At 57.7% G+C, this 25151-nt stretch carries 24 protein-coding genes and 1 pseudogene; 10 read left to right on the top strand and 15 right to left on the bottom strand.

The genetic code is table 11. From position 1 onward, the window contains the following. Window positions 1–8 precede the first annotated feature (8 nt). Together AB8804_RS13540 and AB8804_RS13535 are read right to left on the bottom strand one after the other, a co-directional pair. Window positions 9–344 carry a type II toxin-antitoxin system HicB family antitoxin gene (locus tag AB8804_RS13540; protein ID WP_371186929.1) on the bottom strand — a complete coding sequence of 112 codons (336 nt, stop codon included), beginning with the start codon at window positions 342–344 and terminating at the stop codon, window positions 9–11. Next, on the bottom strand, window positions 341–604 hold the full coding sequence (locus AB8804_RS13535) for a type II toxin-antitoxin system HicA family toxin (protein ID WP_371186927.1): 264 nt from the start codon (window positions 602–604) through the stop codon (window positions 341–343). Before AB8804_RS13535 ends, AB8804_RS13540 begins: the two co-directional genes overlap by 4 nt. Before the next feature lie 147 nt (window positions 605–751). Between AB8804_RS13535 and dusA the strand changes: the two genes are divergently transcribed. Together dusA and pspG are read left to right on the top strand one after the other, a co-directional pair. After that, the gene (gene dusA / locus AB8804_RS13530; RefSeq protein WP_371186925.1) at window positions 752–1747 is read left to right on the top strand and encodes a tRNA dihydrouridine(20/20a) synthase DusA; all 996 of its coding nucleotides are present in this window, start codon (window positions 752–754) and stop codon (window positions 1745–1747) included. A gap of 136 nt (window positions 1748–1883) precedes the next feature. Next, a complete protein-coding gene (gene pspG, locus AB8804_RS13525) occupies window positions 1884–2126 on the top strand; it encodes an envelope stress response protein PspG (protein ID WP_371186923.1) in 243 nt (80 codons plus the stop codon). 184 nt (window positions 2127–2310) lie between these two features. Here pspG and AB8804_RS13520 read toward each other — a convergent pair. Next, a pseudogene (locus tag AB8804_RS13520) lies at window positions 2311–3293 on the bottom strand (quinone oxidoreductase). Window positions 3294–3359: 66 nt separating this feature from the next. On the opposite strand from AB8804_RS13520, the gene dnaB reads away from it, so the two are divergent. From dnaB to AB8804_RS13490, 6 genes are all read left to right on the top strand, one after another. After that, entirely contained in the window at window positions 3360–4772 is a 1413-nt protein-coding gene (gene dnaB / locus AB8804_RS13515; protein WP_371186921.1) for a replicative DNA helicase, read from the top strand. Window positions 4773–4788: 16 nt separating this feature from the next. After that, entirely contained in the window at window positions 4789–5868 is a 1080-nt protein-coding gene (gene alr, locus AB8804_RS13510; protein ID WP_371186919.1) for an alanine racemase, read from the top strand. Window positions 5869–5986: 118 nt separating this feature from the next. Further along, complete coding sequence (gene tyrB, locus AB8804_RS13505) at window positions 5987–7180, top strand: aromatic amino acid transaminase (RefSeq protein WP_371186917.1); 1194 nt, start codon at window positions 5987–5989, stop codon at window positions 7178–7180. Between the two features lie 220 nt (window positions 7181–7400). Beyond that, window positions 7401–8114, top strand: coding sequence for an acid phosphatase AphA (aphA, locus tag AB8804_RS13500; RefSeq protein ID WP_371186915.1), 714 nt, complete (start codon window positions 7401–7403; stop codon window positions 8112–8114). A gap of 113 nt (window positions 8115–8227) precedes the next feature. Next, window positions 8228–8644 carry a secondary thiamine-phosphate synthase enzyme YjbQ gene (locus AB8804_RS13495; RefSeq protein WP_371186913.1) on the top strand — a complete coding sequence of 139 codons (417 nt, stop codon included), beginning with the start codon at window positions 8228–8230 and terminating at the stop codon, window positions 8642–8644. A 2-nt stretch (window positions 8645–8646) separates the two neighbouring features. After that, window positions 8647–9000, top strand: coding sequence for an MmcQ/YjbR family DNA-binding protein (locus AB8804_RS13490; protein ID WP_112012139.1), 354 nt, complete (start codon window positions 8647–8649; stop codon window positions 8998–9000). On the opposite strand, the gene uvrA is transcribed toward AB8804_RS13490, so the two are convergent. Beyond that, the gene (gene uvrA, locus AB8804_RS13485) at window positions 9001–11826 is read right to left on the bottom strand and encodes an excinuclease ABC subunit UvrA (RefSeq protein WP_371186910.1); all 2826 of its coding nucleotides are present in this window, start codon (window positions 11824–11826) and stop codon (window positions 9001–9003) included. Window positions 11827–12077: 251 nt separating this feature from the next. Between uvrA and ssb1 the strand changes: the two genes are divergently transcribed. Further along, window positions 12078–12608: a single-stranded DNA-binding protein SSB1 gene (gene ssb1, locus AB8804_RS13480; RefSeq protein ID WP_006810470.1), complete on the top strand. Its 531-nt coding sequence runs from the start codon at window positions 12078–12080 to the stop codon at window positions 12606–12608. A 48-nt stretch (window positions 12609–12656) separates the two neighbouring features. Here ssb1 and AB8804_RS13475 read toward each other — a convergent pair whose 3' ends face one another. From AB8804_RS13475 to AB8804_RS13460, 4 genes are all read right to left on the bottom strand, one after another. Then, the gene (locus AB8804_RS13475) at window positions 12657–14177 is read right to left on the bottom strand and encodes an EAL domain-containing protein (RefSeq protein ID WP_371186907.1); all 1521 of its coding nucleotides are present in this window, start codon (window positions 14175–14177) and stop codon (window positions 12657–12659) included. Between the two features lie 9 nt (window positions 14178–14186). Beyond that, complete coding sequence (locus AB8804_RS13470; protein WP_371186905.1) at window positions 14187–14951, bottom strand: EAL domain-containing protein; 765 nt, start codon at window positions 14949–14951, stop codon at window positions 14187–14189. 64 nt (window positions 14952–15015) lie between these two features. Next, the gene (locus tag AB8804_RS13465; protein WP_371186903.1) at window positions 15016–16491 is read right to left on the bottom strand and encodes a diguanylate cyclase; all 1476 of its coding nucleotides are present in this window, start codon (window positions 16489–16491) and stop codon (window positions 15016–15018) included. Between the two features lie 491 nt (window positions 16492–16982). Next, a complete protein-coding gene (locus tag AB8804_RS13460) occupies window positions 16983–17306 on the bottom strand; it encodes a hypothetical protein (protein ID WP_371186901.1) in 324 nt (107 codons plus the stop codon). A gap of 105 nt (window positions 17307–17411) precedes the next feature. On the opposite strand from AB8804_RS13460, the gene AB8804_RS13455 reads away from it, so the two are divergent. Further along, window positions 17412–18404 carry a lysozyme inhibitor LprI family protein gene (locus AB8804_RS13455; protein ID WP_371186899.1) on the top strand — a complete coding sequence of 331 codons (993 nt, stop codon included), beginning with the start codon at window positions 17412–17414 and terminating at the stop codon, window positions 18402–18404. A gap of 13 nt (window positions 18405–18417) precedes the next feature. On the opposite strand, the gene AB8804_RS13450 is transcribed toward AB8804_RS13455, so the two are convergent. From AB8804_RS13450 to AB8804_RS13420, 7 genes are read right to left on the bottom strand one after another with little or no spacing between them, the layout of a single operon-like run. Further along, entirely contained in the window at window positions 18418–20514 is a 2097-nt protein-coding gene (locus AB8804_RS13450; protein WP_371186897.1) for a flagellar biosynthesis protein FlhA, read from the bottom strand. Further along, window positions 20501–21637 (bottom strand): flagellar biosynthesis protein FlhB, encoded by a 1137-nt coding sequence (gene flhB / locus AB8804_RS13445; RefSeq protein WP_371187035.1) that lies wholly within the window; start codon window positions 21635–21637, stop codon window positions 20501–20503. Before flhB ends, AB8804_RS13450 begins: the two co-directional genes overlap by 14 nt. Beyond that, the gene (gene fliR, locus AB8804_RS13440; protein ID WP_371186895.1) at window positions 21634–22407 is read right to left on the bottom strand and encodes a flagellar biosynthetic protein FliR; all 774 of its coding nucleotides are present in this window, start codon (window positions 22405–22407) and stop codon (window positions 21634–21636) included. Before fliR ends, flhB begins: the two co-directional genes overlap by 4 nt. Window positions 22408–22412: 5 nt before the next feature. Further along, entirely contained in the window at window positions 22413–22685 is a 273-nt protein-coding gene (gene fliQ, locus AB8804_RS13435) for a flagellar biosynthesis protein FliQ (RefSeq protein ID WP_371186893.1), read from the bottom strand. 2 nt (window positions 22686–22687) lie between these two features. Further along, window positions 22688–23440, bottom strand: a complete 753-nt coding sequence (fliP, locus tag AB8804_RS13430) for a flagellar type III secretion system pore protein FliP (RefSeq protein WP_371186891.1) — start codon at window positions 23438–23440, stop codon at window positions 22688–22690. Beyond that, complete coding sequence (locus AB8804_RS13425; RefSeq protein WP_371186889.1) at window positions 23437–23838, bottom strand: FliM/FliN family flagellar motor switch protein; 402 nt, start codon at window positions 23836–23838, stop codon at window positions 23437–23439. The genes fliP and AB8804_RS13425 overlap by 4 nt, the downstream gene beginning before the upstream one ends. Further along, a complete protein-coding gene (locus AB8804_RS13420) occupies window positions 23831–24658 on the bottom strand; it encodes a FliM/FliN family flagellar motor switch protein (protein ID WP_371186887.1) in 828 nt (275 codons plus the stop codon). Before AB8804_RS13420 ends, AB8804_RS13425 begins: the two co-directional genes overlap by 8 nt. Between the last annotated feature and the right edge of the window lie 493 nt (window positions 24659–25151).

Genomic DNA, 25151 nt, shown 5'->3' with positions numbered 1-25151 from the left:
CCCTTTTCTTATCCATGCGCTGCTTTGGTCAGCGTATCGCTTATCCATTGGTTTACGCTTTTACCGGAAACTTCAGCCGCAATGTTAATCGCGGAATGTATTTCGGGTGAGATGCGCAGGCTGATTTTTCCGCTTGCCGGACGAAGAGGTTCTCGACCCTGCTCAGCGCAGTAAGTGAGATAATCATCTACCGCTTCCTCAAACGCTTTACGCAGTTCAGCGACGTTATCGGCGTGAAAACCGATAACATCCCTTATGCCCGCAACATGCCCCACGAAGCACAGATCTTCATCGCTGTAATCAATTTTTGCGGCATAGCCTTTATAAGTCATGGTGTTAATCATGGTGATACTCCTACGGCGATGAGAAACGCCATCGCGTCGCGAACCTGATAAACCTTCGCTTCTTTATCCGGATGGGGGCGATGAAACGAAGCCACAACCTCATTAATTTCAAACCTGACCCTTGAACCATTCCCTTCAGAGACTTTCGCGCCCAGCGCGACAAAAAGCGCTTCGATTTTTCGCCATTCAAGCGAGCTGGGTGTTGGTAACGAAAAAATGAGCTGCAATGTTTTGTGGTGGCGGGCGTTCAGTGTTTTCATTTTTGATAGCTTCCATTTAAATTTTCTTCCCCGCCAAAGTTAAACGTGATGATATCATTTTTTGATATCACATCAAGCCGAATCGTATCCTTTTTGAGCCTGTGCTATAGTAGCGCCCCTTTTCCACCAGATGCTTAAAACTTCGCCATGTCGTCAGAATCCCAGATCGCTTTCCCTGCACACCGTTTCTCCATTGCGCCGATGCTCGACTGGACGGACAGACACTGCCGCTATTTCCTGCGCCAGCTCTCCCGCCACACGCTGCTGTACACCGAAATGGTGACCACCGGGGCGATTATTCACGGTAAGGGCGACTATCTGGCATATAGCGAAGAAGAGCATCCGGTTGCGCTGCAGCTCGGCGGCAGCGATCCGGCGGCCCTGGCGCAGTGCGCGAAGCTGGCGGAAGCGCGCGGCTATGACGAGATCAACCTTAACGTCGGCTGTCCGTCCGACCGCGTGCAAAACGGCATGTTCGGCGCGTGCCTGATGGGGAACGCGCAGCTGGTGGCAGACTGCATCAAAGCCATGCGCGACGTGGTGTCCATTCCGGTGACGGTGAAAACCCGCATCGGAATTGACGACCAGGACAGCTACGCGTTTCTGTGTGATTTCATCAACACGGTTTCAGGGAAGGGCGAGTGCGAGATGTTCATCATCCACGCGCGTAAAGCCTGGCTTTCTGGCCTGAGCCCGAAAGAGAACCGCGAGATCCCGCCGCTGGACTACCCGCGCGTGTATCAGCTGAAGCGCGACTTCCCGCATCTGACGATGTCGATTAACGGCGGCATTAAATCGCTTGAAGAGGCCAAAGCGCACCTGGCGCACATGGACGGCGTGATGGTGGGCCGCGAGGCGTATCAAAACCCGGGCATTCTGGCGACGGTCGATCGCGAAATCTATGGCGTCGAGGGCGCTGATACTGACCCCGTATCCGTGGTGCGCGCCATGTACCCGTACATTGAGCGCGAGCTGAGCGGCGGCACCTATCTCGGCCATATCACCCGCCACATGCTCGGCCTGTTCCAGGGCATTCCCGGCGCGCGCCAGTGGCGTCGCTACCTCAGCGAGAACGCGCACAAGGCGGGCGCGGACATCGAGGTGCTTGAACACGCGCTGCGCCTGGTTGCCGATAAGCGCTAAATTTCGCTAAAAGTTCGTCAAATTCACCACGCCCTGCACAACGTTGCGGGGCGTTTTGCTTTTAGAACAATGGGTTAGTTTTGGCACGTTTCTTGTAATGATGACGGTAATATTCGGGAACGCGTGGGAGAGAACCATGTTAGAACTGCTTTTTGTGATTGGCTTTTTTATGATGCTGATGGTGACGGGCGTTTCGCTGCTCGGCATTCTGGCTGCACTCGTCGTGGCGACGGTGGTGATGTTTATCGGCGGCCTGTTTGCCCTGACGATTAAGCTGCTGCCGTGGCTCCTGCTGGCGGTTGCCGTGGTGTGGGTAATACGGGCGATTAAATCGCCAAAACTGCCCACTTATCAGCGTAATAACCGATTCCGTTACTAAGGTATTGAGGGGTTCGTCACATACCTGCAACTTTTCCGGCAGCGTGGCTTAGAACGGAATAGGATTTACTTATCGAATCTGTCACTATGGCTGCCGCTACAGAATTCATCGAGCTGTACCCTACATACAGCCGAACTAAAAAAAGAAAGGGCTTCCCACGGGAAGCCCAATTTCTTTTTAGGGCCTAGGGGATCAACAGGCTTGAGCCCTGCGTCGCCCGGCTTTCCAGTACCTCGTGCGCGCGCTGCGCGTCGGTCAGCGCGTACTTCTGCGCGTCCGCCACGTCAACTTTTATCACGCCGCTGGCGATCAGCGAGAACAGCTCGTTGCTGGCTTCCTCCAGCTCTTCCCGACTGGTGACGTAGCCCTGCAGGGAAGGGCGCGTAACGTACAGCGATCCCTTCTGGTTGAGATGCCCAGATTCACGCCGGTCACCGCGCCCGACGCGTTGCCGAAGCTCACCATCAGGCCGCGGCGCTGCAGGCAGTCTAGGGACGCTTCCCAGGTGTCTTTACCCACCGAGTCATACACCACCCGCACCTTCTTCCCGCCGGTGATCTCCTTCAGGCGCTCGACGATGCTCTCCTCGCGATAGTTAATCACCTGCCATGCGCCAGCATCCCGCGCGCGCTGCGCCTTCTGCGCGCTGCCCACGGTGCCGATCAGCTTCGCGCCCAGCGCTTTCGCCCACTGGCAGGCGATCAGCCCGACGCCGCCCGCGGCCGCGTGGAACAGGAACTGCTCGTCGGGTTTGATTTCGTAGGTTTTGCGCAGCAGGTAATAGACCGTCAGCCCTTTCAGGAACGAGGCCGCGGCCTGCTCAAAGGAAATGGCGTTGGGCAGGAGGGCGGCTTTGTCGGCCGGCACGTTGTGTATCGTGCTGTAAGCCCCGAGCGCGGACTGCGCATATACCACGCGATCGCCTTCTTTAATGTGCTTCACGGCGCTGCCCACCTTCGTCACCACGCCCGCGGCCTCGGTGCCCAGCCCGCTCGGCATCGACGGCGGCGGATAGAGCCCGCTGCGAATGTAGGTATCGATGTAATTAATGCCGATAGCTTTGTTTTCGACCTGAACCTCGTTTTCGCCAGGCGCGGCGGGGGTAAACTCCACCGCTTTCAGTACGTCTGGCCCACCATGCTTCTGAAATTCAATGCGCGTTGCCATGCTCCCTCCGTAAGAAAAATATGGTAATCTTTCGACCCACTCTTTATCTCGGTAACTCCATTCACTATGGCAGGAAACAAACCCTTCAACAAACAGACTGAGCCACGCGACCGCGATTTCCAGGTTGCCGGGCTAAAAGTCCCGCCGCACTCGATTGAAGCGGAACAGTCGGTGTTGGGCGGTTTAATGCTGGATAACGAACGCTGGGACGACGTCGCCGAGCGCGTCGTGGCGGAAGATTTTTACACCCGTCCGCATCGCCACATTTTTACCGAAATGGCGCGCCTGCAGGAGTCCGGCAGCCCGATTGACCTGATCACGCTCGCGGAATCGCTGGAGCGTCTGGGCCAGCTCGACAGCTGCGGTGGCTTCGCCTATCTGGCAGAACTGTCGAAAAACACGCCAAGTGCGGCGAACATCAGCGCCTATGCCGACATCGTGCGCGAACGCGCGGTGGTGCGTGAGATGATCTCGGTGGCGAATGAGATCGCCGAAGCGGGCTTCGATCCGCAGGGGCGCTCCAGCGAAGATCTGCTCGATCTCGCCGAGTCCCGCGTCTTTAAAATCGCCGAAAGCCGCGCCAATAAAGATGAAGGCCCGAAAAACATCGCCGACGTGCTCGACGCCACCGTTGCGCGTATCGAACAGCTGTTCCAGCAGCCGCACGACGGCGTCACCGGCGTCAACACCGGCTATGACGATCTCAACAAGAAAACCGCGGGCCTCCAGCCGTCGGATTTGATTATCGTCGCCGCGCGTCCGTCGATGGGTAAAACCACCTTTGCGATGAACCTCGTTGAAAACGCGGCGATGCTGCAGGATAAGCCGGTGCTGATTTTCAGTCTTGAGATGCCATCGGAGCAGATCATGATGCGTTCTCTGGCGTCGCTGTCGCGCGTGGACCAGACCCGCATCCGTACCGGCCAGCTCGACGACGAGGACTGGGCGCGCATCTCCGGCACCATGGGCATCCTGCTGGAAAAACGTAACATCTACATCGATGACTCCTCCGGCCTGACGCCGACGGAAGTGCGCTCCCGCGCGCGCCGCATCGCCCGCGAGCACGGCGGCATCGGCCTGATCATGATCGACTACCTGCAGCTAATGCGCGTGCCGTCGCTGTCCGACAACCGTACGCTGGAAATCGCCGAGATTTCCCGCTCGCTCAAGGCGCTGGCAAAAGAGCTGCACGTGCCGGTGGTGGCGCTCTCCCAGCTTAACCGCTCCCTGGAGCAGCGCGCGGACAAGCGCCCGGTCAACTCTGACCTGCGTGAATCCGGCTCCATCGAGCAGGATGCCGACTTAATCATGTTTATCTACCGTGATGAGGTTTATCACGAGAACAGCGACCTGAAAGGGATCGCTGAAATTATCATTGGTAAACAGCGTAACGGCCCGATCGGGACGGTACGTCTGACCTTTAACGGACAGTGGTCGCGTTTCGACAACTACGCCGGTCCTCAATATGATGATGAGTAATTTCTAAGGAATTCACATGCAAGCGGCAACTGTTGTCATTAACCGCCGCGCTCTGCGACACAACCTGCAACGTCTGCGAGAACTGGCGCCCGCCAGCAGGCTCGTTGCAGTCGTGAAAGCGAACGCTTACGGACACGGTCTTCTGGAGACCGCGCGAACGCTCCCCGATGCCGACGCCTTTGGCGTCGCCCGTCTTGAAGAAGCCCTGCGCCTGCGCGCGGGTGGAATAACCCAGCCGATCCTGCTGCTCGAAGGCTTTTTTGAAGCCTCGGACCTGCCGACCATCGCCGACCAGCATCTGCACACCGCGGTGCACAACGAAGAGCAGCTGGCCGCGCTGGAAACCGCCGAACTGAGCGAGCCGGTGACCGTCTGGATGAAGCTCGACACCGGCATGCACCGCCTGGGCGTGCGCCCGGAAAAGGCAGAGGCGTTTTATCAGCGCCTGTGCCAGTGCAAAAACGTGCGCCAGCCGGTGAATATCGTCAGCCATTTTGCCCGCGCGGACGAGCCCGAGTGCGGGGCGACCGAGCAGCAGCTCGACACCTTTAACACCTTCTGCGAAGGCAAGCCCGGCGAGCGCTCCATTGCGGCGTCCGGCGGCATTCTGCTGTGGCCGCAGTCGCACTTCGACTGGGCGCGCCCGGGCATTATTCTTTACGGCGTATCGCCGCTGGAGCATAAGCCGTGGGGGCCAGACTTCGGCTTCCAGCCGGTGATGTCGCTGGTGTCGAACCTGATCGCCGTGCGCGACCACAAGGCGGGCGAGCCGGTGGGCTACGGCGGCACCTGGACCAGCGAGCGAGATACGCGGCTCGGCGTGGTGGCGATGGGCTACGGCGATGGCTATCCGCGCGCGGCACCGTCCGGCACGCCGTTGCTGGTCAACGGCCGCGAAGCGAAGATTGTTGGCCGCGTGGCGATGGACATGATCTGCGTTGACCTGGGGCCAGAGGCGCAGGATAAGGCGGGCGATCCGGTGGTGATGTGGGGGGAAGGGCTTCCCGTTGAGCGCATCGCTGAAATGACGGGCGTAAGTGCTTACGAACTTATTACCCGCCTGACGTCGCGCGTGGCGATGAAGTACGTCGACTAAGACGAACGGCTGGCCGGGTGATATCGCTCTTCGCCCGGTCGTGTTAAACGCTCGATCTTCTCCCACTTCCGGTTTATTGTTGAATTTCCTGCCTCATAATAACCCGGAGAACCATCGCGTGTTTCAGAAAGTAGACGCCTACGCTGGCGACCCCATTCTCTCCTTGATGGAGCGTTTTAAAGAAGATCCCCGCAGCGATAAAGTGAACCTGAGCATCGGCCTTTATTACAACGAGGACGGCATTATTCCCCAGCTGAACGCGGTGGCCCAGGCCGAAGCGCGCCTTAATGCGCAGCCGCACGGCGCTTCGCTCTATCTGCCGATGGAAGGGTTAAACACCTACCGCAGCACGATTGCGCCGCTGCTGTTTGGTGCCGATCACGCGGTGCTCGCGCAAAAACGCGTGGCGACGATCCAGACGCTGGGCGGCTCGGGCGCGCTGAAGGTGGGCGCGGACTTCCTGAAAAAATACTTCCCGGACTCCGGCGTGTGGGTCAGCGACCCGACGTGGGAAAACCACGTGGCGATCTTCGAGGGCGCGGGCTTTAAGGTGGCGACCTACCCGTGGTTCGATAGCGAAACCAACGGCGTGCGCGTTGACGCGCTGCTGGAAAAACTGAATACCCTGCCGGCGCGCAGCATCGTGCTGCTACACCCGTGCTGCCATAACCCAACCGGCGCCGACCTTACCAACGCCCAGTGGGATGCGGTCATTGAGGTGCTGAAGGCGCGTAACCTGATCCCGTTCCTCGACATCGCCTATCAGGGCTTTGGCGCGGGCATGGAAGAAGATGCCTACGCGATCCGCGCGATTGCGAGCGCGGGCCTGCCTGCGCTGGTCAGCAACTCGTTCTCCAAAATTTTCTCCCTGTACGGCGAGCGCGTGGGCGGCCTGTCCGTGGTGTGTGAAGACGCCGAAGCGGCGGGTCGCGTGCTGGGCCAGCTAAAGGCCACGGTTCGCCGCATCTACTCCAGCCCGCCAGCATTTGGTGCGCAGGTGGTAGCGACGGTGCTGGGCGATGAGCAGCTGAAAGCCGCCTGGCTTGCGGAAGTGGAAGCGATGCGCAAGCGCATCCTGTCGATGCGCCAGGAATTGGTTAACGTGCTGAAAGAGGCCGTGCCGGGGCACAGCTTTGACTATCTGCTCAAGCAGCGCGGCATGTTTAGCTACACCGGCCTGAGCGCCGCCCAGGTTGATAGATTGCGCGACGAGTTCGGCGTTTACCTGATTGCCAGCGGCCGCATGTGCGTCGCGGGGCTTAACGCCAGCAACGTTCAGCGCGTGGCGCAGGCGTTTGCAGCGGTAATGTAAGTACTTACTACTTCTCTCTCCCTCTCCCTGTGGGAGAGGGCCGGGGTGAGGGCATCAGGCCGCACAAAACACCACCCGGCACTTTGTGATCTTCTTCTTTTTATTCAACTTCATAAGCAAAAACTCCTTCCCTTCACCTCCCGCTGGGGTTATGGTCTGAGAGTTTTTTGACCATCCGCTCAAAATAAAAAGATAACGATCTGAATATTCAGGGGAAAATATGCGCAAGATCACACTGGCGCTCAGCGCCGCCTGCTTATTGTTCTCGCTTAATAGCGCCGTTGTTGCCCGCGCCTCCGCGCCGACGCCGCTCTACACCGGCACCACCGCCGCCATCCTCGCTGAACAGGCACCCATTCACTGGGTCTCCGTCGCGCAAATTGAAAACAGCCTGATGGGGCGTCCGCCGATGGCCGTCGGTTTCGACATCGACGATACCGTGCTGTTCTCAAGCCCCGGCTTCTGGCGCGGCAAAAAAACGTACTCGCCGGACAGCGAAGACTATCTGAAGAACCCGGAATTCTGGGAAAAGATGAACAACGGCTGGGACGAGTTCAGCATTCCAAAAGAGGTGGGCCGCGCGCTCATCGCCATGCACGTCAAGCGCGGCGACAGCATCTACTTCGTCACGGGGCGCAGCCAGACCAAAACCGAGACGGTGACGAAAACCCTGCAGGACGATTTCCTGATCCCCGCGGCCAGCATGAATCCGGTGATTTTCGCCGGGGATAAAGAGGGGCAAAACACCAAAATCCAGTGGCTGGAGCAGAAAAATATCAAAGTCTTCTACGGCGATTCGGATAACGACATCACCGCCGCGCACGACGTGGGGGCCAGAGCCATAAGGGTGCTGCGCGCTTCCAACTCCACCTATCGACCGCTGCCGATGGCCGGAAAGTTTGGCGAAGAGGTGATTGTCAACTCGGAGTATTAAGCCGCGTGCGGCGAGACTGATTCTTTTTTATTCAAATCTCGCCGCTTCGGGTTTTCCCTTTCGTTTTCTTGCTGCACACTTAGAAAGATTCATCTTTCAAAACGGAGCAGCCCATGTGGTATCAACAGACCCTGACCTTAAGCGCGAAGCCGCGCGGATTTCACCTGGTGACGGATGACGTCGTCGGCCAGATACGCGATCTGTCGCGCATCAAAACGGGTTTGCTCCATCTGCTGCTTCAGCACACTTCCGCCTCTCTCACGCTCAATGAAAATTGCGATCCCACCGTGCGCGCCGATATGGAGCGCCATTTTCTGAACGCCGTTCCGGACGACGCGCCCTATGAGCATGACTACGAGGGGCCGGACGACATGCCTTCGCATATCAAATCTTCTCTGCTCGGCGTATCGCTCACGCTGCCGGTGCGCAACGGGCGGCTGCAGCTGGGAACGTTGCAGGGGATCTGGCTCGGAGAGCATCGCATTCACGGCGGGTCGCGTCACATTATCGCAACGCTACAAGGGGAATAAAGATGACAATTTCGGAGATACTTCAGTACTGCATGAGCAAGACGGGCGCGGAGCAAAGCGTCCACAGCGACTGGAAGGCCACGCAGATAAAAGTGGCTGACGTGCTGTTTGCGATGGTGAAGGAGGTGGAGGGTCGCCCGGCCGCATCGCTGAAAACCAGCCCGGAGCTGGCGGAGCTGCTGCGCCAGCAGCACAGCGACGTTCGCCCGAGCAAGCATCTCAACAAGGCGCACTGGAGCACCGTCTATCTTGACGGCTCAATCCCGGATTCGCAGATTTACTACCTGGTGGACGCCTCTTATCAGCAGGCGGTTGAGCTGCTGCCTGAACAGGTCAGACAGCAGCTGTCGGTATAACTACTTCAGAAGCGGCTTAAGGAAGCGCGCGGTGTGCGAGGCTTCGCATTCCGCGACGGTTTCCGGCGTACCGGCGACGAGAATTTCACCGCCGCCGCTGCCGCCTTCCGGACCGAGATCGACAATCCAGTCCGCGGTTTTAATCACGTCCAGGTTGTGCTCAATCACCACGATGGTGTTGCCCTGATCGCGCAGCTGGTGCAGCACGTCCAGCAGCTGCTGGATATCCGCAAAGTGCAGGCCGGTGGTCGGCTCGTCGAGGATGTAGAGCGTCTGGCCGGTGCCGCGCTTGGACAGCTCGCGGGCCAGCTTGACGCGCTGCGCCTCGCCGCCGGAGAGCGTGGTGGCTGACTGCCCCAGGCGGATGTAGGTCAGACCCACGTCCATCAGGGTTTGCAGCTTACGCGCCAGCGCAGGGACGGCGTCAAAGAACTCGCGCGCCTCTTCGATGGTCATGTCCAGCACTTCGTGGATGGTTTTGCCCTTGTACTTAATCTCCAGCGTTTCGCGGTTATAGCGCTTGCCCTTGCACTGGTCGCACGGCACGTAGATATCCGGCAGGAAGTGCATCTCCACCTTGATCACGCCGTCGCCCTGACAGGCCTCACAGCGCCCGCCGCGCACGTTAAAGCTGAAACGCCCCGGCGTATAGCCGCGCGAGCGGGATTCCGGCACGCCGGCAAACAGCTCGCGCACGGGCGTAAACACGCCGGTGTAGGTCGCCGGGTTAGAGCGCGGCGTGCGTCCAATCGGGCTTTGGTCGATGTCGATAACCTTGTCGAAATGCTCCAGCCCGTTAATGTCGCGGTACGGCGCAGGCTCGGCCAGCGTCGCACCGTTCAGCTGCGTCTGGGCAATCGGGAACAGCGTATCGTTGATCAGCGTCGATTTACCGGAGCCGGACACGCCGGTGATGCAGGTAAACAGCCCGACGGGCAGCGTCAGCGTGACGTCCTTCAGGTTGTTGCCGCGCGCGCCGGTGAGCTTCAGCACTTTTTCCGGGTCTGCCGGAACGCGCTGCTTCGGCACTTCAATCTTGCGCTTGCCGCTCATGTACTGGCCGGTCAGGGACTCGGGCACCGCCATGATCGCATCCAGCGGGCCTTCTGCGACCACCTGGCCGCCGTGAACGCCCGCGCCCGGCCCGATGTCGATAACGTGGTCAGCGGCGCGAATCGCGTCTTCGTCGTGCTCTACCACAATCACCGTGTTGCCGAGGTTGCGCAGGTGGACCAGCGTGCCGAGCAGGCGCTCGTTGTCGCGCTGGTGCAGGCCGATGGACGGCTCATCCAGCACGTACATAACGCCGACCAGGCCCGCGCCAATCTGGCTTGCCAGGCGGATACGCTGGGCTTCGCCGCCGGAGAGGGTTTCCGCCGAGCGGGAAAGCGTCAGGTAGTTCAGACCCACGTTGACCAGGAACTTCAGGCGATCGCCGATCTCTTTCAGCACTTTTTCGGCGATTTTCGCGCGCTGGCCGGAGAGCTTCAGGTTGTTGAAGAAGTCCATCGCGTGGCCGATGCTCATGTCTGAGATGGTCGGCAGGGCGGTGTTTTCCACAAACACGTGGCGCGCTTCGCGGCGCAGGCGCGTCCCTTCACAGGTGGCGCAGGAGCGGTTGCTGATGAACTTCGCCAGCTCCTCGCGCACCGCGCTGGATTCGGTCTCTTTGTAGCGGCGCTCCATGTTGTGCAGCACGCCTTCGAACGGGTGGCGGCGCACGGAGGTGTCGCCGCGATCGTTCATGTACTTGAACTCAATGTTCTCTTTGCCGGAGCCGAACAGGATCACTTTGTGCACGCTCGCGCTCAGGCTCGCCCAGGGGGCTTCCACGTCGAACTTGTAGTGCTCCGCCAGCGATTTCAGCATCTGGAAGTAGTAGAAGTTACGCTTGTCCCAGCCGCGGATCGCGCCGCCCGCCAGCGACAGCTCCGGGTTCTGGATCACGCGGTCCGGGTCAAAGTATTGCTGCACGCCCAGTCCGTCACAGGTCGGGCACGCGCCCGCCGGGTTGTTGAACGAGAACAGGCGCGGTTCCAGCTCGCGCATGCTGTAGCCGCAAATCGGACAGGCAAAGTTGGCGGAGAACAGCAGCTCTTCCGCTTTGGCGTCGTCCATATCGGCGACCACCGCCGTGCCGCCGGAAAGCTCCAGCGCGGTTTCAAACGATTCCGCGAGGCGCGTTGCCATATCTTCGCGGACCTTGAAGCGGTCAATCACCACTTCGATGGTGTGTTTCTTTTGCAGCTCCAGCTTCGGCGGATCGGAAAGGTCGCACACTTCGCCGTCAATACGGGCGCGGATATAGCCCTGGCTTGCCAGGTTTTCCAGCGTTTTGGTGTGCTCGCCTTTGCGCTCTTTAATGATGGGGGCCAGCAGCATCAGGCGCTTGCCTTCCGGCTGCGACAGCACGTTATCCACCATCTGGCTGACGGTTTGCGCCGCCAGCGGGACGTCGTGGTCCGGGCAGCGCGGCTCGCCGACGCGGGCGTACAGCAGGCGCAGGTAGTCGTGAATTTCGGTAATCGTACCCACCGTGGAGCGCGGGTTGTGCGACGTGGATTTCTGCTCAATGGAAATCGCAGGGGATAACCCTTCAATGTGGTCAACATCCGGTTTTTCCATCAGCGACAGGAACTGACGCGCGTACGCCGAGAGCGACTCAACGTAGCGACGCTGCCCTTCGGCATACAGCGTGTCGAAAGCCAGTGAGGATTTGCCAGACCCGGAAAGCCCGGTCACGACGATGAGCTTGTCGCGAGGGATGACGAGGTTGATATTTTTGAGATTGTGGGTGCGTGCGCCCCGTACTTCGATCTTATCCATTCACCTTTCCCGGTTGGAACACGGATTGCCTGGTTTGTTTGAAGGACAACCGGCTGTCAGAAACGGCTAATTATGACACAATTTGACCTGTTTGAATATACAGTATTGGAATGCAATTTCTGATTCACTGTGTAACAATGTCGAGTTCGCGGGAGATTTCTGAACCTGCTACGCAACTATGCAAATTGATGCGTGGAAATGGTACACTCGCGCGTTTACACTATTAAGAAACGTATTCAGGAGACACGAACATGGCCAGCAGAGGCGTAAACAAGGTGATTCTCGTCGGTAATCTGGGCCAGGACCCGGAAGTACGCTACATGCCGAGTGGTGGCGCAGTTGCCAACATTACGCTGGCTACTTCCGAATCCTGGCGTGATAAAGCGACCGGCGAAATGAAAGAGCAGACCGAATGGCACCGCGTTGTGCTGTTTGGCAAGCTGGCGGAAGTGGCCGGTGAGTACCTGCGTAAAGGTTCTCAGGTCTATATCGAAGGCCAGCTGCGCACCCGTAAATGGACCGACCAGTCCGGTCAGGAAAAATACACCACGGAAGTGGTGGTGAACGTTGGCGGCACCATGCAGATGCTGGGTGGCCGTCAGGGCGGCGGCGCACCGGCAGGCGGCGGTCAGAACCAGCAGCAGGGCGGTTGGGGTCAGCCTCAGCAGCCGCAGGGCGGCAACCAGTTCAGCGGCGGCGCGCAGTCTCGTCCGCAGCAGCAGTCCGCTCCGGCACCGTCTAACGAGCCGCCAATGGACTTCGACGACGACATCCCGTTCTAAGCCTTCGCTTAAGCGACAAAAAAGCCCCTTACGGGGCTTTTTTATTATTCAGTCGCGATAGCGCTTCAAATATCCGGCGAAATCGCTAAAGCAGAGCGGTTTTGAGAAAAAATACCCCTGCAAATAATCTATCTGGTTTGCTTTCAGGTAATCCACCTGGTAGCCGTACTCGACCCCTTCCGCCGTCGTCAGGATGTTCATCCGCTTTGCCATATCAATCACGCAGTCGATCAGCGGCGTGGCCGCCTCCTGCGAAATCTGGCGGGTAAACATCCGGTCAATCTTAATGCTGTCGGGGCTAAGGTTGCTGATAAACGCGAGGTTTGAAAAGCCGGTGCCAAAGTCATCCAGCGCGATCCGGATGCCGCTGCGCTTGATGTGGTCAATTTTGCGCGTCAGGGCGTCGCAGATATCAATATTTTCCCGTTCCGTAATTTCGAAGACCAGCGTAATGCCCAGCGCGCGAAAGATGGGGGACCAGTAGTCGATAAACAGATCGAAGGTGCTGTCGACCACGTGCGCGTGGCTGATGTTCAGGTTGAGCTTAAAGCCCGGCTGGAAGGCGGCGATACCCTGCTGGAGATCGTCAACCACCTGCTCAAGCAGGCTTTCTGTCAGGTCGATAATCAGCCCGGTGCTTTCCGCCACCGGAATAAAGACGTCGGGAGGCACAAAGCCCAGCTCGTCGTGATGCCACCTGGCGAGGATCTCCGCGCCGGACACGGCGTTAGTTTTGGCGCAGATAATCGGCTGGTAGTGAGGGTGGATCTGATGCTGCCTGATGGCATTCGCCAGCTGGGTATAAAGCGAGTGGCGGCGTATCGCCAGCAGCCAGGTCAGCGCCGCCATGATGGCCGACATCGACAGGATAAAGCCCATCGAAAGCCACGAGTTAAGGGTAAAGCCGATAATTTCGCTCATCTCCGGCTTTCGCCACGCCAGGGTGTACAGCGGCGAGTGGGCGGGCAGCGCCTCGTAGTGGCTGAACTGCGCCGCGGCGAGCGAGTCCTTCACCAGCCCCGCCGCGGTCAGCGTTTTGCCCGAAACCTGAATGACCAGATCGCTTCCCAGCATTTCATACAGGAAGCGCAGGTCGGACGCGACGTAAAGGGTGCCCTGCGGAAGATGGGTGATCAGCGAGATAACGTAAATATCCGGCGAGCGGACGGTGCGCGACATCCAGAGCGCTTTATCCAGCGGCAGAACGAACCCGATATCGGCATGCTTGTTGGCCAGCAGCGAGGAACAGCTGATGTGCTGATTGTGAACCACGTTAATCGAGTAAATATGCCTGTACCGGCCGGGCAGCATATTCAGCGCTTTCTCCACGTTGAAATCACACGCGCCGCCCAGCAGCCGGGACGCTTTCTGCGTGGCTTCATGGGCGTCGCTGAGCATGCTGTTCAGGCTCGACTGCACGAGCTGCGCCTGTTCCGCGACCCGCCTTTGGTGATTGTTTAGCCCGTTAATCGTCACCAGCGTGGTGGTGACGATCAGCGTCAATACAAACGCGATGCCGGCGGCGAGAAGCCGGTTTCTCTTTTTACGTAAAAAGTTTTGCTGATACATGATGGGCGCCTAGGCGCGTTCCGGCTGCATATAGTGTAAATGGAAAGCTTCCTTGCTCACCGGGCGGGAGAAGAGGTATCCCTGACCATACTTCACGCCGCGGCGCAGCATGGTAGAGACGTGGGTATAATTTTCGATCCCCTCAATCACCACGTCCACATCGAAAGCGTCCAGGTACGCCAGCATGGCGAACGTATCGTCGAGGCTGTCTGCCGCCAGGCAGCTTCTGTCGAGCTTAACGTAGTCAGGCAGATAAAGGGCAAGCCGGGACTGAAGCTTCTCCAGGCCGTCAATGCCATCCCATGCGAGGTTCAGCCCCGCGTCGCGCAGCGCGTCGAGATTGCGCTTCGCCGTCTCGTCGAGCCGCTCCGCGGCGTCGGTGATCTCGAACACCAGACTGCGCGGCGCGAGCGCGTGCGCGCTCATCAGCGACAGGGTGCGCTCGGCGAAACGGGCATCCTGAAGCTGAACCCAGGAGATGTTGAACGTAAAGAGCTGGTTTTCAAGACGCTCGCGCGGCTGGCTGGCTAAAAACGTAAAGGCCTGCGCGAGCAGGTAATCGCCCATCGGCAGGATCCCGCCGCTTTTCTCCAGCTCGCTGATAAACAGATGCGGCGGCACGATATTGCGCCGGTGCGTGCCGCGCACCAGAACTTCACCGCCGATGCAGGCAAACCGCGAGAGATCGAAAATCGGCTGGATAACAAAATCAATGCCCGAATCGAGCCGGTTCTTTTCGACACACTGCACGACAAAATGCGTACTCTTTTCCATGCCACCCTCGTAGCCACACCCATAAAGCGTAAAACGACACAACCCTCATCAAACTTAAATGGCGCTACGCGGCAACGATCCTGTTTTTACCGTTTTTCTTGGCCTGATAAAGCCGGCGGTCGGCGCAGGCAAGGGTCTCCGACAGCGGGGCGCCGCCCATTTTGCACAGCCCCGCGCTAAAGGAGACTTTGAGATCTTTCTCCCTGAAGGTTCGCGTATTCACCGTGATCCGCCATTTTTCGAGGTAGCTTTGCGCTTTTTCAGCGGAGATCCCCTGAAAGATCACCGCGATCTCCTCTCCGCCGTAGCGATAGAGAGAGATGTTCTCCAGGCCGCGCAGCCGCAGGCCCAGCTCGGCCACGGTTTTCAGCACCATATCGCCGACCGTATGGCCCCAGGTGTCGTTAATTTTTTTGAAGTTATCGATATCAATCATGGCGAGCTGGGCGTGCGGATCGGCGCTCAGGCGCGCGGCATCGGCATCAAACGCGCGACGATTGTTGAGCCCGGTAAGGCCGTCGGTTAAGGCCTCATGCGCAATGCTGGACTGCCGCTGCTGCGAGCTGTGGATCTCTTCGAAGATCAGCTCTTCCACGCTGGCGGGATTGATCGCGCCGCTGCGGATGCTGGTCGCGATGCGCATAAAGATGGCGTTGAGCGCGGCGCGGGTCGACCACCAGCAGAAAAGCAGCACGATAAGGGCAGCCAGCGTGCCCAGCACGGTGCTCATGCACTGGCGAAAGGCGATGTCGCCCAGCACGCTCTCCTCCACTTCGTGTACCACCAGCCAGGACTGAGAGCCGATCGTGCGGTACGCGTAGTAGCGGTTGTTCATCACAAAATCGCCGCGATACTCTCTGGCGTTCAGCGCGATGGCCTTGAGCACCTTAGGATCGAACTGGTATCCCGGGTTAATGACCAGCTCGCCCTGTCTGTTCATCACGAAGGTCCGGCTTTTCACCGGCGGAAGCGCGGTGTTGAGGATCTCGGTGCTTTTTTCCAGATCGAGGTTCAGCGCCAGAACGCCCGTGTTCGAGCCGTCCGTTCCGTTGATAATGGGCAGCGAGATGGTAATAACGTGCTCTCGGTTGGCGAACGGATCGCGGCTGATGCTGTAATGCGCTTCGTCTGAATCCTCGACGGAGATCGTAAACCACGGCTCCTTGCGCGGGTCCCACCGGTTTTTCTCGTCGCTGCTGAGCGGCACGTAGGGCAGGCGGATATAGTGGCCATTATTGTCCACGTGAATGATTGAAAGCGCGTCCGGCATGATCCTGAGCCGCTCAATCATCCAGTTACGCAGCGTCAGGTCATTTTCATTTTTCTTATCAAAGGTATGCCTGTCCGCGGCGATGCGCGTCATTTCCCTGACAATACTTTCGTAGCCGTCCAGGTACTTATCCAGGAATGAGGCGACGTTGCCGAGATAAAGGCGGTTCTGGCTTTTATTGGCTTCCTGAACGGCAGACCATTGCGAAAGACCCACCACGATGCCAATAAAAATAAACGTCGCCGCTATTACCGAAAAACAAATATTCAACGGCTTTCTGAAATTCAAACTTTCAATCACTGAAAACTCCGGATCGCTCTGTATGTACCCAGCATGAGGTATGAATAACGTGTTACTCATTGAGGACGTGTTTAGGCTTGTAATCTACAGGCGTATTTTTTAAAACAATTAATTAACAACACCCAAAAATAATGCAGAAAATAAAGAGTACCCGCTCGTTTTTCGATTGTCAAAGTCGATCGAATAATAAATATCGATCGATAAAATCAATCGTGTTGAGGGTGCGGTAAATTTATCAATATTATCGATCGATAAATTATCATTGATTGGTGAAAACGATCTGTAAAGTAAATAAAAGATTATTAAGTGTTTTTAATCAGGCGGTTGCTGTAATAAATGCGACAGGCGGGAGACTAAAAGAAGTGCGATATTTCCGTGAGGAAACTAAAAATAAGCGCCGAGCGAAAGGCGGGAAATGACGCTTCCTGCGGTGAGGTAAAAGTATTTCCCGGAAAAGGCCGTTATGTTAATTTTTCGTTTCTTAAATCGTATTCAATAAGCGTCCAGTTAACGGGATAACCATTTTGCCAGGGTAATGTTTCTCCCTTTTTAACATTCACGACATTGTTCACAACAGAATGATCCATTTGCCAGTAGCCGCTTTGCGGGCAAATATTCCCGCTGGAGCGTTTAATTCCCAGCGGGCGGCGCGAGGGTTCTGTCAGTGAATGCCAGGCGGATACCGTTGCCATCGTGAGGTTGCTGCTGTCTATTTTCATCGCAATATGTCCAGAGTTAAACCATTCCGTATTAAAAAGCGACAAAATCGGAACATAACTTAACATCTTCTTTTCATTCCTTATTCATATAAGTTTGGTGAATGGTTTATATTGCAAAGCGGCGTCGCCTTCGCCACAATAGCCGCCCTTTCGAATAAAACTTGAACAGAAATGATCCGTCGTATTCTTAGCAGCCTGTTTTTCCTGACATTATTTTTCTGCGGCAGCGCCATGGCGGTAAATTGCCAGCGGGCCGTTTCGCCTCTGGAAAACACGATTTGCAATAACGACAACCTGCACTGGCTGGACAGCACGCTGTCGGTCATTTACAACCAGGCGATCCTGCGGGAGAACGTCGAGCACATCGACAAAAAGTACTACGAGTGGGAAAAGCTGCTGGAGAAATGCACCTCGGACGCCTGCATCGAGCGCGCGTACTACGCCGGGATCAGCGCCATCTCGGACACCAACCGCGACTTTAAATGGGAAGGTAAGTGGTGGAACATGCTGTCGCCGAACATGAGCGGCGGCGTGATCCAGTTCAGCCGAAACGCGCAGTGGAGCGTAACGCTCGACATCCGCGCCTGGGCGGGGCTAAACCACGATGAATTTACCGCGGAAGCGCGCCGCCTGTACGGCATGCTGGTGGTGGAAAAGGTGGTCGATACCAGCAACTGCAAGGTGCTGCTGATCCCGCGCAAGGACAACTCTTTGCAGGTGTACAGTAATTCCGACTGGGGCTGCCGCTTGTCCATGCCGACGGGCGTTTTCCTCGACGGTGCCTATAAGCTCTCTGACACCGATCCGCGGCCAAAGGCCACGCTGCTGACGCTGGGGATCTTCCCCGACGGCGAGCTGGATGCAAAATTTCGCGGCCTGGTCGGCGCGGACTATCAAAACTTCGTCGACAGCGCCAACGTCTACATCTACCAGAATGACATCGACAATATCGGCGCCCGCGTGCTCTCAATGTGGGTTCAGGGGGCGGCAAACAGCCGCACCGCGATAATCATGTACACGCCAAAAGGCGAAATCTGGGCGGGACGCATTTCACCCGTCAAGGGCGGCGGTTTGGAGCTGCACTACTACAGCACCGACGGTAACGACCAGCGCAAAATGCCGCGCACGCTGGCCGCCTGGAAACTGCGCTTTCTCGAAGACTAACGCCGCCGGGGCGTTACGCCAGCGTGCCCACGATGGTTAAATCGCTGTCGTCAGGCACTTCGTTATAGGAAAGCACGTGCAGGTTGCTGGCAAACAGCCGCCCATAGCGCGAAATCAGCGGCCGCAGCTGCGGCGTCACCAGCAGCAGCGGCGGCAATCCCTTCGCTTTCATCTGTTCCTGAATCACCGGCATGGTGTTCTGCAACTGCGTCAGGATGTTCGGATCGACGGCAAAGCTGTCGAGCGCGACTTTGCCCGCCTGCTGCGACTGGTTGAGCGCCCCGAGCAGGATATTTTCCAGCGCGTTATCGATGGTGTAGGCCGACAGCTTCTGGCGGTCGCCGTTGATGGCGTGAATAATCGCCCGGCGCAGCGCGTAGCGAACGTCGGAGGTCAGCAGGATCGGATCTTTGGTCACCGCCGAGCTTTCAAGCAGCGTCGAGGCGATGGTCACAATGTCCTTCAGCGAAACCTGCTCCAGCAGCAGCTGGCGATAGACGCGAAGCAGCAGGCTAAAGCTGAGCGCGCTGGAGAGATCTTCCGCCAGCTTCGGCGCCTGCTGGGCCAGGCGCGCGTGCAGGTGCGTAATGTCGTCATAGTTAAACAGGTCCGGCAGATGCTCGCGCGCCACCTTGTTCACGTGCGTCGCCACCACGCTGGCGCAATCCACTACCTGATAGCCAAAGTTCAGCGCGCTGGCCTTCTGCTCGGGGTCGATCCAGACGATCGCCATCCCGTAGGCCGGATCGGTATCCAGCACGCCGTCAATTTCGCCGTACAGCTCCGCGCCGGGGATCGCCATCAGCTTTTCGGCATACACTTCGCCGAGCGCGGTGCGGATGCCGTTGATGTAAATCGCGTACTGGGCGGGCTTCAGGCGGAAGTTCTCGCGCACGCGGATTTCCGGCAGCAGCACGCCACACTGCTCGGAGACCACCTGCCGCACCCCGCGTATGCGCTGGGAGAGCGGGCTGCCTTTTGCCGTGTCGATCAGCGTCACCAGCTTATAGCCGAGGTTCAGGCCAATCGGCTCGACCAGCGGAATATTCTCCCAGCCGATGGTCGGCGCGGCGTCGGTCGCCAGCGCATCGCTGATGGCGTCATAGTCGGTCTCTTCGCTGGCGGGCGCAACGGCCTTGCTCTGCCGCCAGGCGGCAAACAGCAGCAGCCCGGTAAAGCACAGGAAGGCGACGTGCGGCATGCCGGGCACAATCGCCAGCACGAACATGACGAACGCGGCGGTATACAGCACCTTCGGCTTCGCCAGCAGCTGGGTTTTGATCTCATCGCTTACGTCGTCACCGTCGCTGACGCGCGTGACGATAATCGCCGCCGCGGTGGCCAGCAGCAGGGAAGGGATCTGCGCCGCCAGGCCGTCACCGATGGTCAGCAGCACGTACTGCTGGAAGGCGTGGCTGGCGTCGAGATCGTATTTGAAAATCCCGATGCAAATCCCGCCGATGACGTTGATCACCAGCACCATAATCCCGGCGATGGCGTCCCCGCGCACAAACTTCGACGCCCCGTCCATCGCGCCGTAGAAGTCGGCCTCTTTCGCCACCTCTTTACGGCGGTCCCGCGCCTGGTTCTGGTTAATCAGCCCGGCGTTAAGGTCGGCGTCGATCGCCATCTGCTTGCCCGGCAGGGCGTCCAGCGTGAAGCGCGCCGACACCTCCGAAATACGCTCAGCCCCTTTGGTCACCACCACGAAGTTGATGATCATCAGGATGATAAAGACCACGAAGCCGACGACGAAATCGCCGCCGATCACCACCTGGCCAAAGGCTTCGATCACCTTACCGGCCGCCCCTTCGCCCTCGTGGCCGTGGAGCAGCACCACGCGGGTGGAGGCCACGTTCAGGGTCAAGCGCATCAGGGTGGTGATCAGCAGCAGCGTTGGGAAGACGGCGAAGTCCAGCGGGCGCTGCATGTTGACCGCCACCAGCAGCACCACCACCGCCAGCGCGATGTTGAAGGTGAATAGGATATCCAGCATCAGCGGCGACAGCGGCAGCATCACCATGGCCAGAACGCTGAGAAGCAGTATCGGAACGCCTACGCGCCCGTTGCGGAGTATGGCAAGCGTCTGATGTAACTTACTGTTCGCCATCGGCTTTTAAGACCTCTTTTGGAATGTTGATCTGCCTGTTCAGGCGGGGTTTTTGTTCAAGCTGGCCGGTGCGCCAGGACTTAAGCTGCATGACGTAGGTCAGCACGTGCGCAATGGCGCGAAAAAGCTGCGCGGGGATTTGCTGGTTAACCCGCGTGGTGTGGTAGACCGCGCGCGCCAGCGGCGGAAACTCCACGATTTCGATCTGATGGGTGCGCGCCACGTCGCGGATGTGCAGGGCAATATCGTCCATCCCCTTCGCCACGATGTAGGGCGCCTCGGCCTTATTCGGATCGTATTTTAGCGCCACCGCGTAGTGCGTCGGGTTGGTGATAATCACGTCCGCATCCGGCACGGTGCGGTTGATTTGCCCCATCGCCATCTGGCGCTGCAGCTGGCGGATACGCCCCTTCACCTGCGGGTTACCGTCGTTGTTCTTATGCTCCTCCTTGACCTCCTGCTTGGTCATGCGCATTTTTTTGGTGAACATAAATTTCGCCAGCGGCACGTCGAGCAGGGCAAAAATCACGATCACGGTGATGAAGTAGACCAGCACGTGGTGGAGGATGCCGAACCCCTGATGAATGGCCTGATTCAGGTTCAGGCGCTGCAGGTGCAGCAGCGGGTTCAGCGAGCTGTGAACCATGCTGTAAAGCACCGCCAGAATGATGCCGCACTTGAGCATCATCTTGCCGACGTCCACGTAGTGGCTGCTGGAGAACATGCGCTTCACGCCGCTAATCGGGCTGAGCTTTTTGAAGTCAGGCTTGAGTTTGGAAACGGTAAACATCCAGCCGCCGGGCACCAGGCTTGCCACGATGCAGGCGACGGGGATCGGCACCAGCGTGCCGATAAAGCGGATAATCACCCACACGTTGAGCAGCAAAAACTGGCTCAGCGCCCCTTCGTCGTCAATGCGTCCGGCCATCATGCCGACCGCGCTAAAGGACTCGCCCACCAGCTGCTTGTAGTAGGGAAAAAAGACGCTCATGGTGATAAACGAGGCCAGCAGCCCCACCGCCATGGTGAGATCCTTCGAGCGCGGCAAATCCCCTTTTTCACGCGCCTTGCGCAGCTTTTGCGCTGTGGGTTTTTCGCTCTTATCGCCGCCGCCGGACATCAGTGCGTCCTCACGGCTTCAAGCCTGGCCAGAATGTCGTTGGTCAGGTTGAGATAGTGGTCGGGAATATTGGTCATCATCATCGAAATACAGAGCAGGCCAAATAGCATGCTGATCGGAAAGCCGAGCGAGAACAGGTTGAGCGTGGGCGATACGCGGTTCAGCAGCCCGAAGCCGCCCTGGACGATCAGCATCACAAAGGTGGTGGGAAGGGCGATAAGCGTCGCCGACGACATAATCCAGCCGAGGCTCTGAACGATAAGCAGCAGCGTCGGCCTGTTAATCGCCTGGCCGATAGGCCACCAGACGAAGCCCTTGTAGAGAATGGTCACCACCAGCAGGTGCCCGTCCATCACGAAAAACAGCAGGCCGCAGAAGGTGTAAATCATCTGCGAAATCACGGTGGTCGAGCTGCCGTTCACCGGGTCGTTCATCATCGCCATGCCGAGGCCCATATTCATAGAGAGAATATGCCCGGCGGTTTGCAGCGCCACGAAAACCAGCTGCATCGCCATGCCGAATAGCATCCCCCACAGCAGCTGTTCGCCCGTGAGCAGGATCGTGCGCATCGACATCAGCTCGGTTATCAGCACTTTTTCCGGCAGCATCGGCGTGATGATGACGGCCAGCGCAAGGGCGAGGACGGTTTTGATGCGTCGGCTAAAGGCGCGGTTGTCCAGCACCGGGCAGAAGTGCAGAAACGCGAGAACGCGAAAGAAGGGGAAGACCAGCGCCAGCAGCGGGTTAATCAGCGTATGAATATCAATACCCATGGCCGCTAGCCCACCAGCGCCGCCGCCTGCTGAAAGATATTGACGGTGAAATCCACCAGCTGGGTAAGCATCCATTTACCGCCAATAATCAGCACCGCCAGCGTCACCAGAAGGCGCGGCAGGAAGCTCAGCGTTTGTTCGTTAATTTGCGTGGTCGCCTGGAAAATACTGACGCACAGGCCGACGATCAGGCTCGGCACAATCGCCACGGCGGAGATAATCAGCACCAGCTTGATGCCGGACGCCATGATGTCACCGGCGATATCCATCGTCACCATCGCTAAAGCCCCTGCACGCTGGAGGTGAGCGTGCCGACTATCAGCGTCCAGCCGTCGCACAGCACGAACAGCATCAGCTTGAAGGGCAGGGACACGATCAGCGGTGACAGCATCATCATCCCCATCGCCATCAGGATGCTGGCGACAATCAGGTCAATGACCAGGAAGGGAATGTAGATCATAAAGCCAATCTGGAACGCAGTTTTCAGCTCGCTCAGCAGATAGGCCGGGGTCACGACCGTGAGGTCCTGCTCCTTCGGATCGCCCGTCACACCGGCAATCGACATCATCTGCGACATCGCCTTATTGCTGGTCTGCGCCAGCATAAAGTGCTTTAGCGGCACCTCCGCCTTGCTGAACGCCTGCTTCATGGTGATTTCGTCATTCTGAAACGGCACCACGGCGTCCTGGTAAATCGTGGTCCATACCGGGCGCATCACCAGCAGCGTCAGGGCCAGCGCGATGCCGGTCAGGATCTTGTTCGGCGGGCTTTGCTGCAGCCCGAGCGCCTGGCGAAGGATCGCCAGCACGATGATGAACCGCGTGAAGCAGGTCATCATCATCAGCATCACCGGGAGCAGGCCCAGCAGCGTCATCAGTATCAGGATTTCAATTTTGACGTTGTAATCCTGGCCGCCTTCCGTCGTCGCCGAGCTGAACAGCGTGATATCGCCGTTGGCCGCCAGCAGCTGCGGGGAAACCAGCAGCCCGCCCAGCAGCAGCCACGGCAGCGCGGCGCGAAGTGGGGCTTTCATCGCGTTAACTCGCCCAGCTCTTTGCTGTTGAACTCCAGAATGCGCAGGCCGTACTTGTCGTTCAGCACTACCGCTTCCGCCTTGCCGAACAGAATGCCGTTTACCTTGATATCCAGCGGCTCGCCCGCCATTTTGTCCAGCTCCACCACCGAGTCGTGGCCCACGGTCATCAGCTCGGCCAGCGACACCTCCACGGAGGCCACCTCCAGCGTCAGGGTGACGGGAATGCGGCTAAACAGCGCCATTTTGCGCAGGTCGTCAATGGCCGCGGGCGACTCAGGCTCGGCCTGAATATCCATGCGAATATTGCCTTCGACGGTCTCTTCTCGCGGCACGTCGCCCAGGTTCAGATCGCCAAAATCCAGGGACTGGCTCAGGTCTTGTTGCAGATCACTCATAATGCTTCTCGATGGTTCTGTCGTTTAATTCACAGAGGAATAACTTGCCGCTATCTTCAGCGATTTTGGCGTCAAAAATCTGTTCTTTGCCGATATATACCGGAACGCTGCTGTTAATGTTGACCGGGATAATGTCTCCGGGCTGGATTTTGGCCAGCTGGGCCACGGTGAGGTTAAGGCTGGCAACGTGGCCGCTAAACTTCAGCGGCAGGCCGTAAAACATCTTCTCGATCTGCGCCCGGGTGGGCGGCTGCTGGCGGCCCGCTGCGCTCTCCGCGTCGGGGGAACGCAGCCGCGCCAGCATCCTGTCGACGTGCGCGTTGTCGAACAGCAGCGTAAAGCTGCCCTCGTCGTAGCCCTCCAGCGTGAACGTCACGCACCAGGACCACTGGTTGATCACCGTGGTGTTATCGCTTTTGACGTCAAACGCTTCGCCGAAGATCTCTTTGTCGATTAACAGCCGGGTGAGGTCGAGGCCGATTTTATTTTTTAAGCGGTCTTCGGTTTTGGTGACGGGCTGATCGACATCCAACGATTTAGTGCGGCTCTCTTTTCCCAGGCCGTAATAATCGTGAAGAATTTGTAATAACAGCGTCCGCTCAATATTAAAAGCAATCGAACCTAACGGCGTTGAAAAGATTTGCGTGTTTTTATAATGTTTATCGATGGCGTAGGTCATCGATTTTAACGCCACGTTGACGCGCAGTTTTTTCAGGAAATAAATGCTCAGGCGCGCGTCGAAAATATCGAAGCTGTCGTTCATCATCTTCGGCAGCTTATGCCACGGACGCCCAAGCTTGCTCACGTCGAGTTTTACCATATCGGGGAGCGCCTGACGCTGGTAGATTCTGATTCTCTGAGGAGCTGCTGGCATAGGTCTTCCGGATAACAAACGCCGTAAGCGCTATAAGGCTTATCGGCATAATAAATATTTAAGTTTCTGGCAACCGTGTCGCTTTATCAGTGAGTCGGTCTCTTTCCCTGTTAAGGCCGGTTACGCGGAGGCTTTATTAGGGATAGGCATTAGACGCTGATACCCTTTCATAATCAAGATGCCTTTCATTATTAATTCTTTATTTCAGGGCAATTAATACGCATTAATTTTTCATGTAAGTGCATGATATTAGAAGATTAAAGTTTTAATACCCATTAAAAACAAGACAATTCTTAACGGGGCGCTATACTGCGCGTCAGTCATGAGTCTCCGGCATTTAAATACCGGATTCATTCATATTATCTCTATTCGAATACACGCCTTATTGATATGTGCCGGAATGGCGCATAAGGCTCGTATACGCCCGGAGTTAACAATT

This window comes from Enterobacter sp. KBR-315C3_2022 (assembly GCF_041399425.1).
Taxonomy (GTDB): Bacteria; Pseudomonadota; Gammaproteobacteria; order Enterobacterales; family Enterobacteriaceae; genus Enterobacter.
This window is presented reverse-complemented; position numbering and strand designations above follow the sequence as displayed.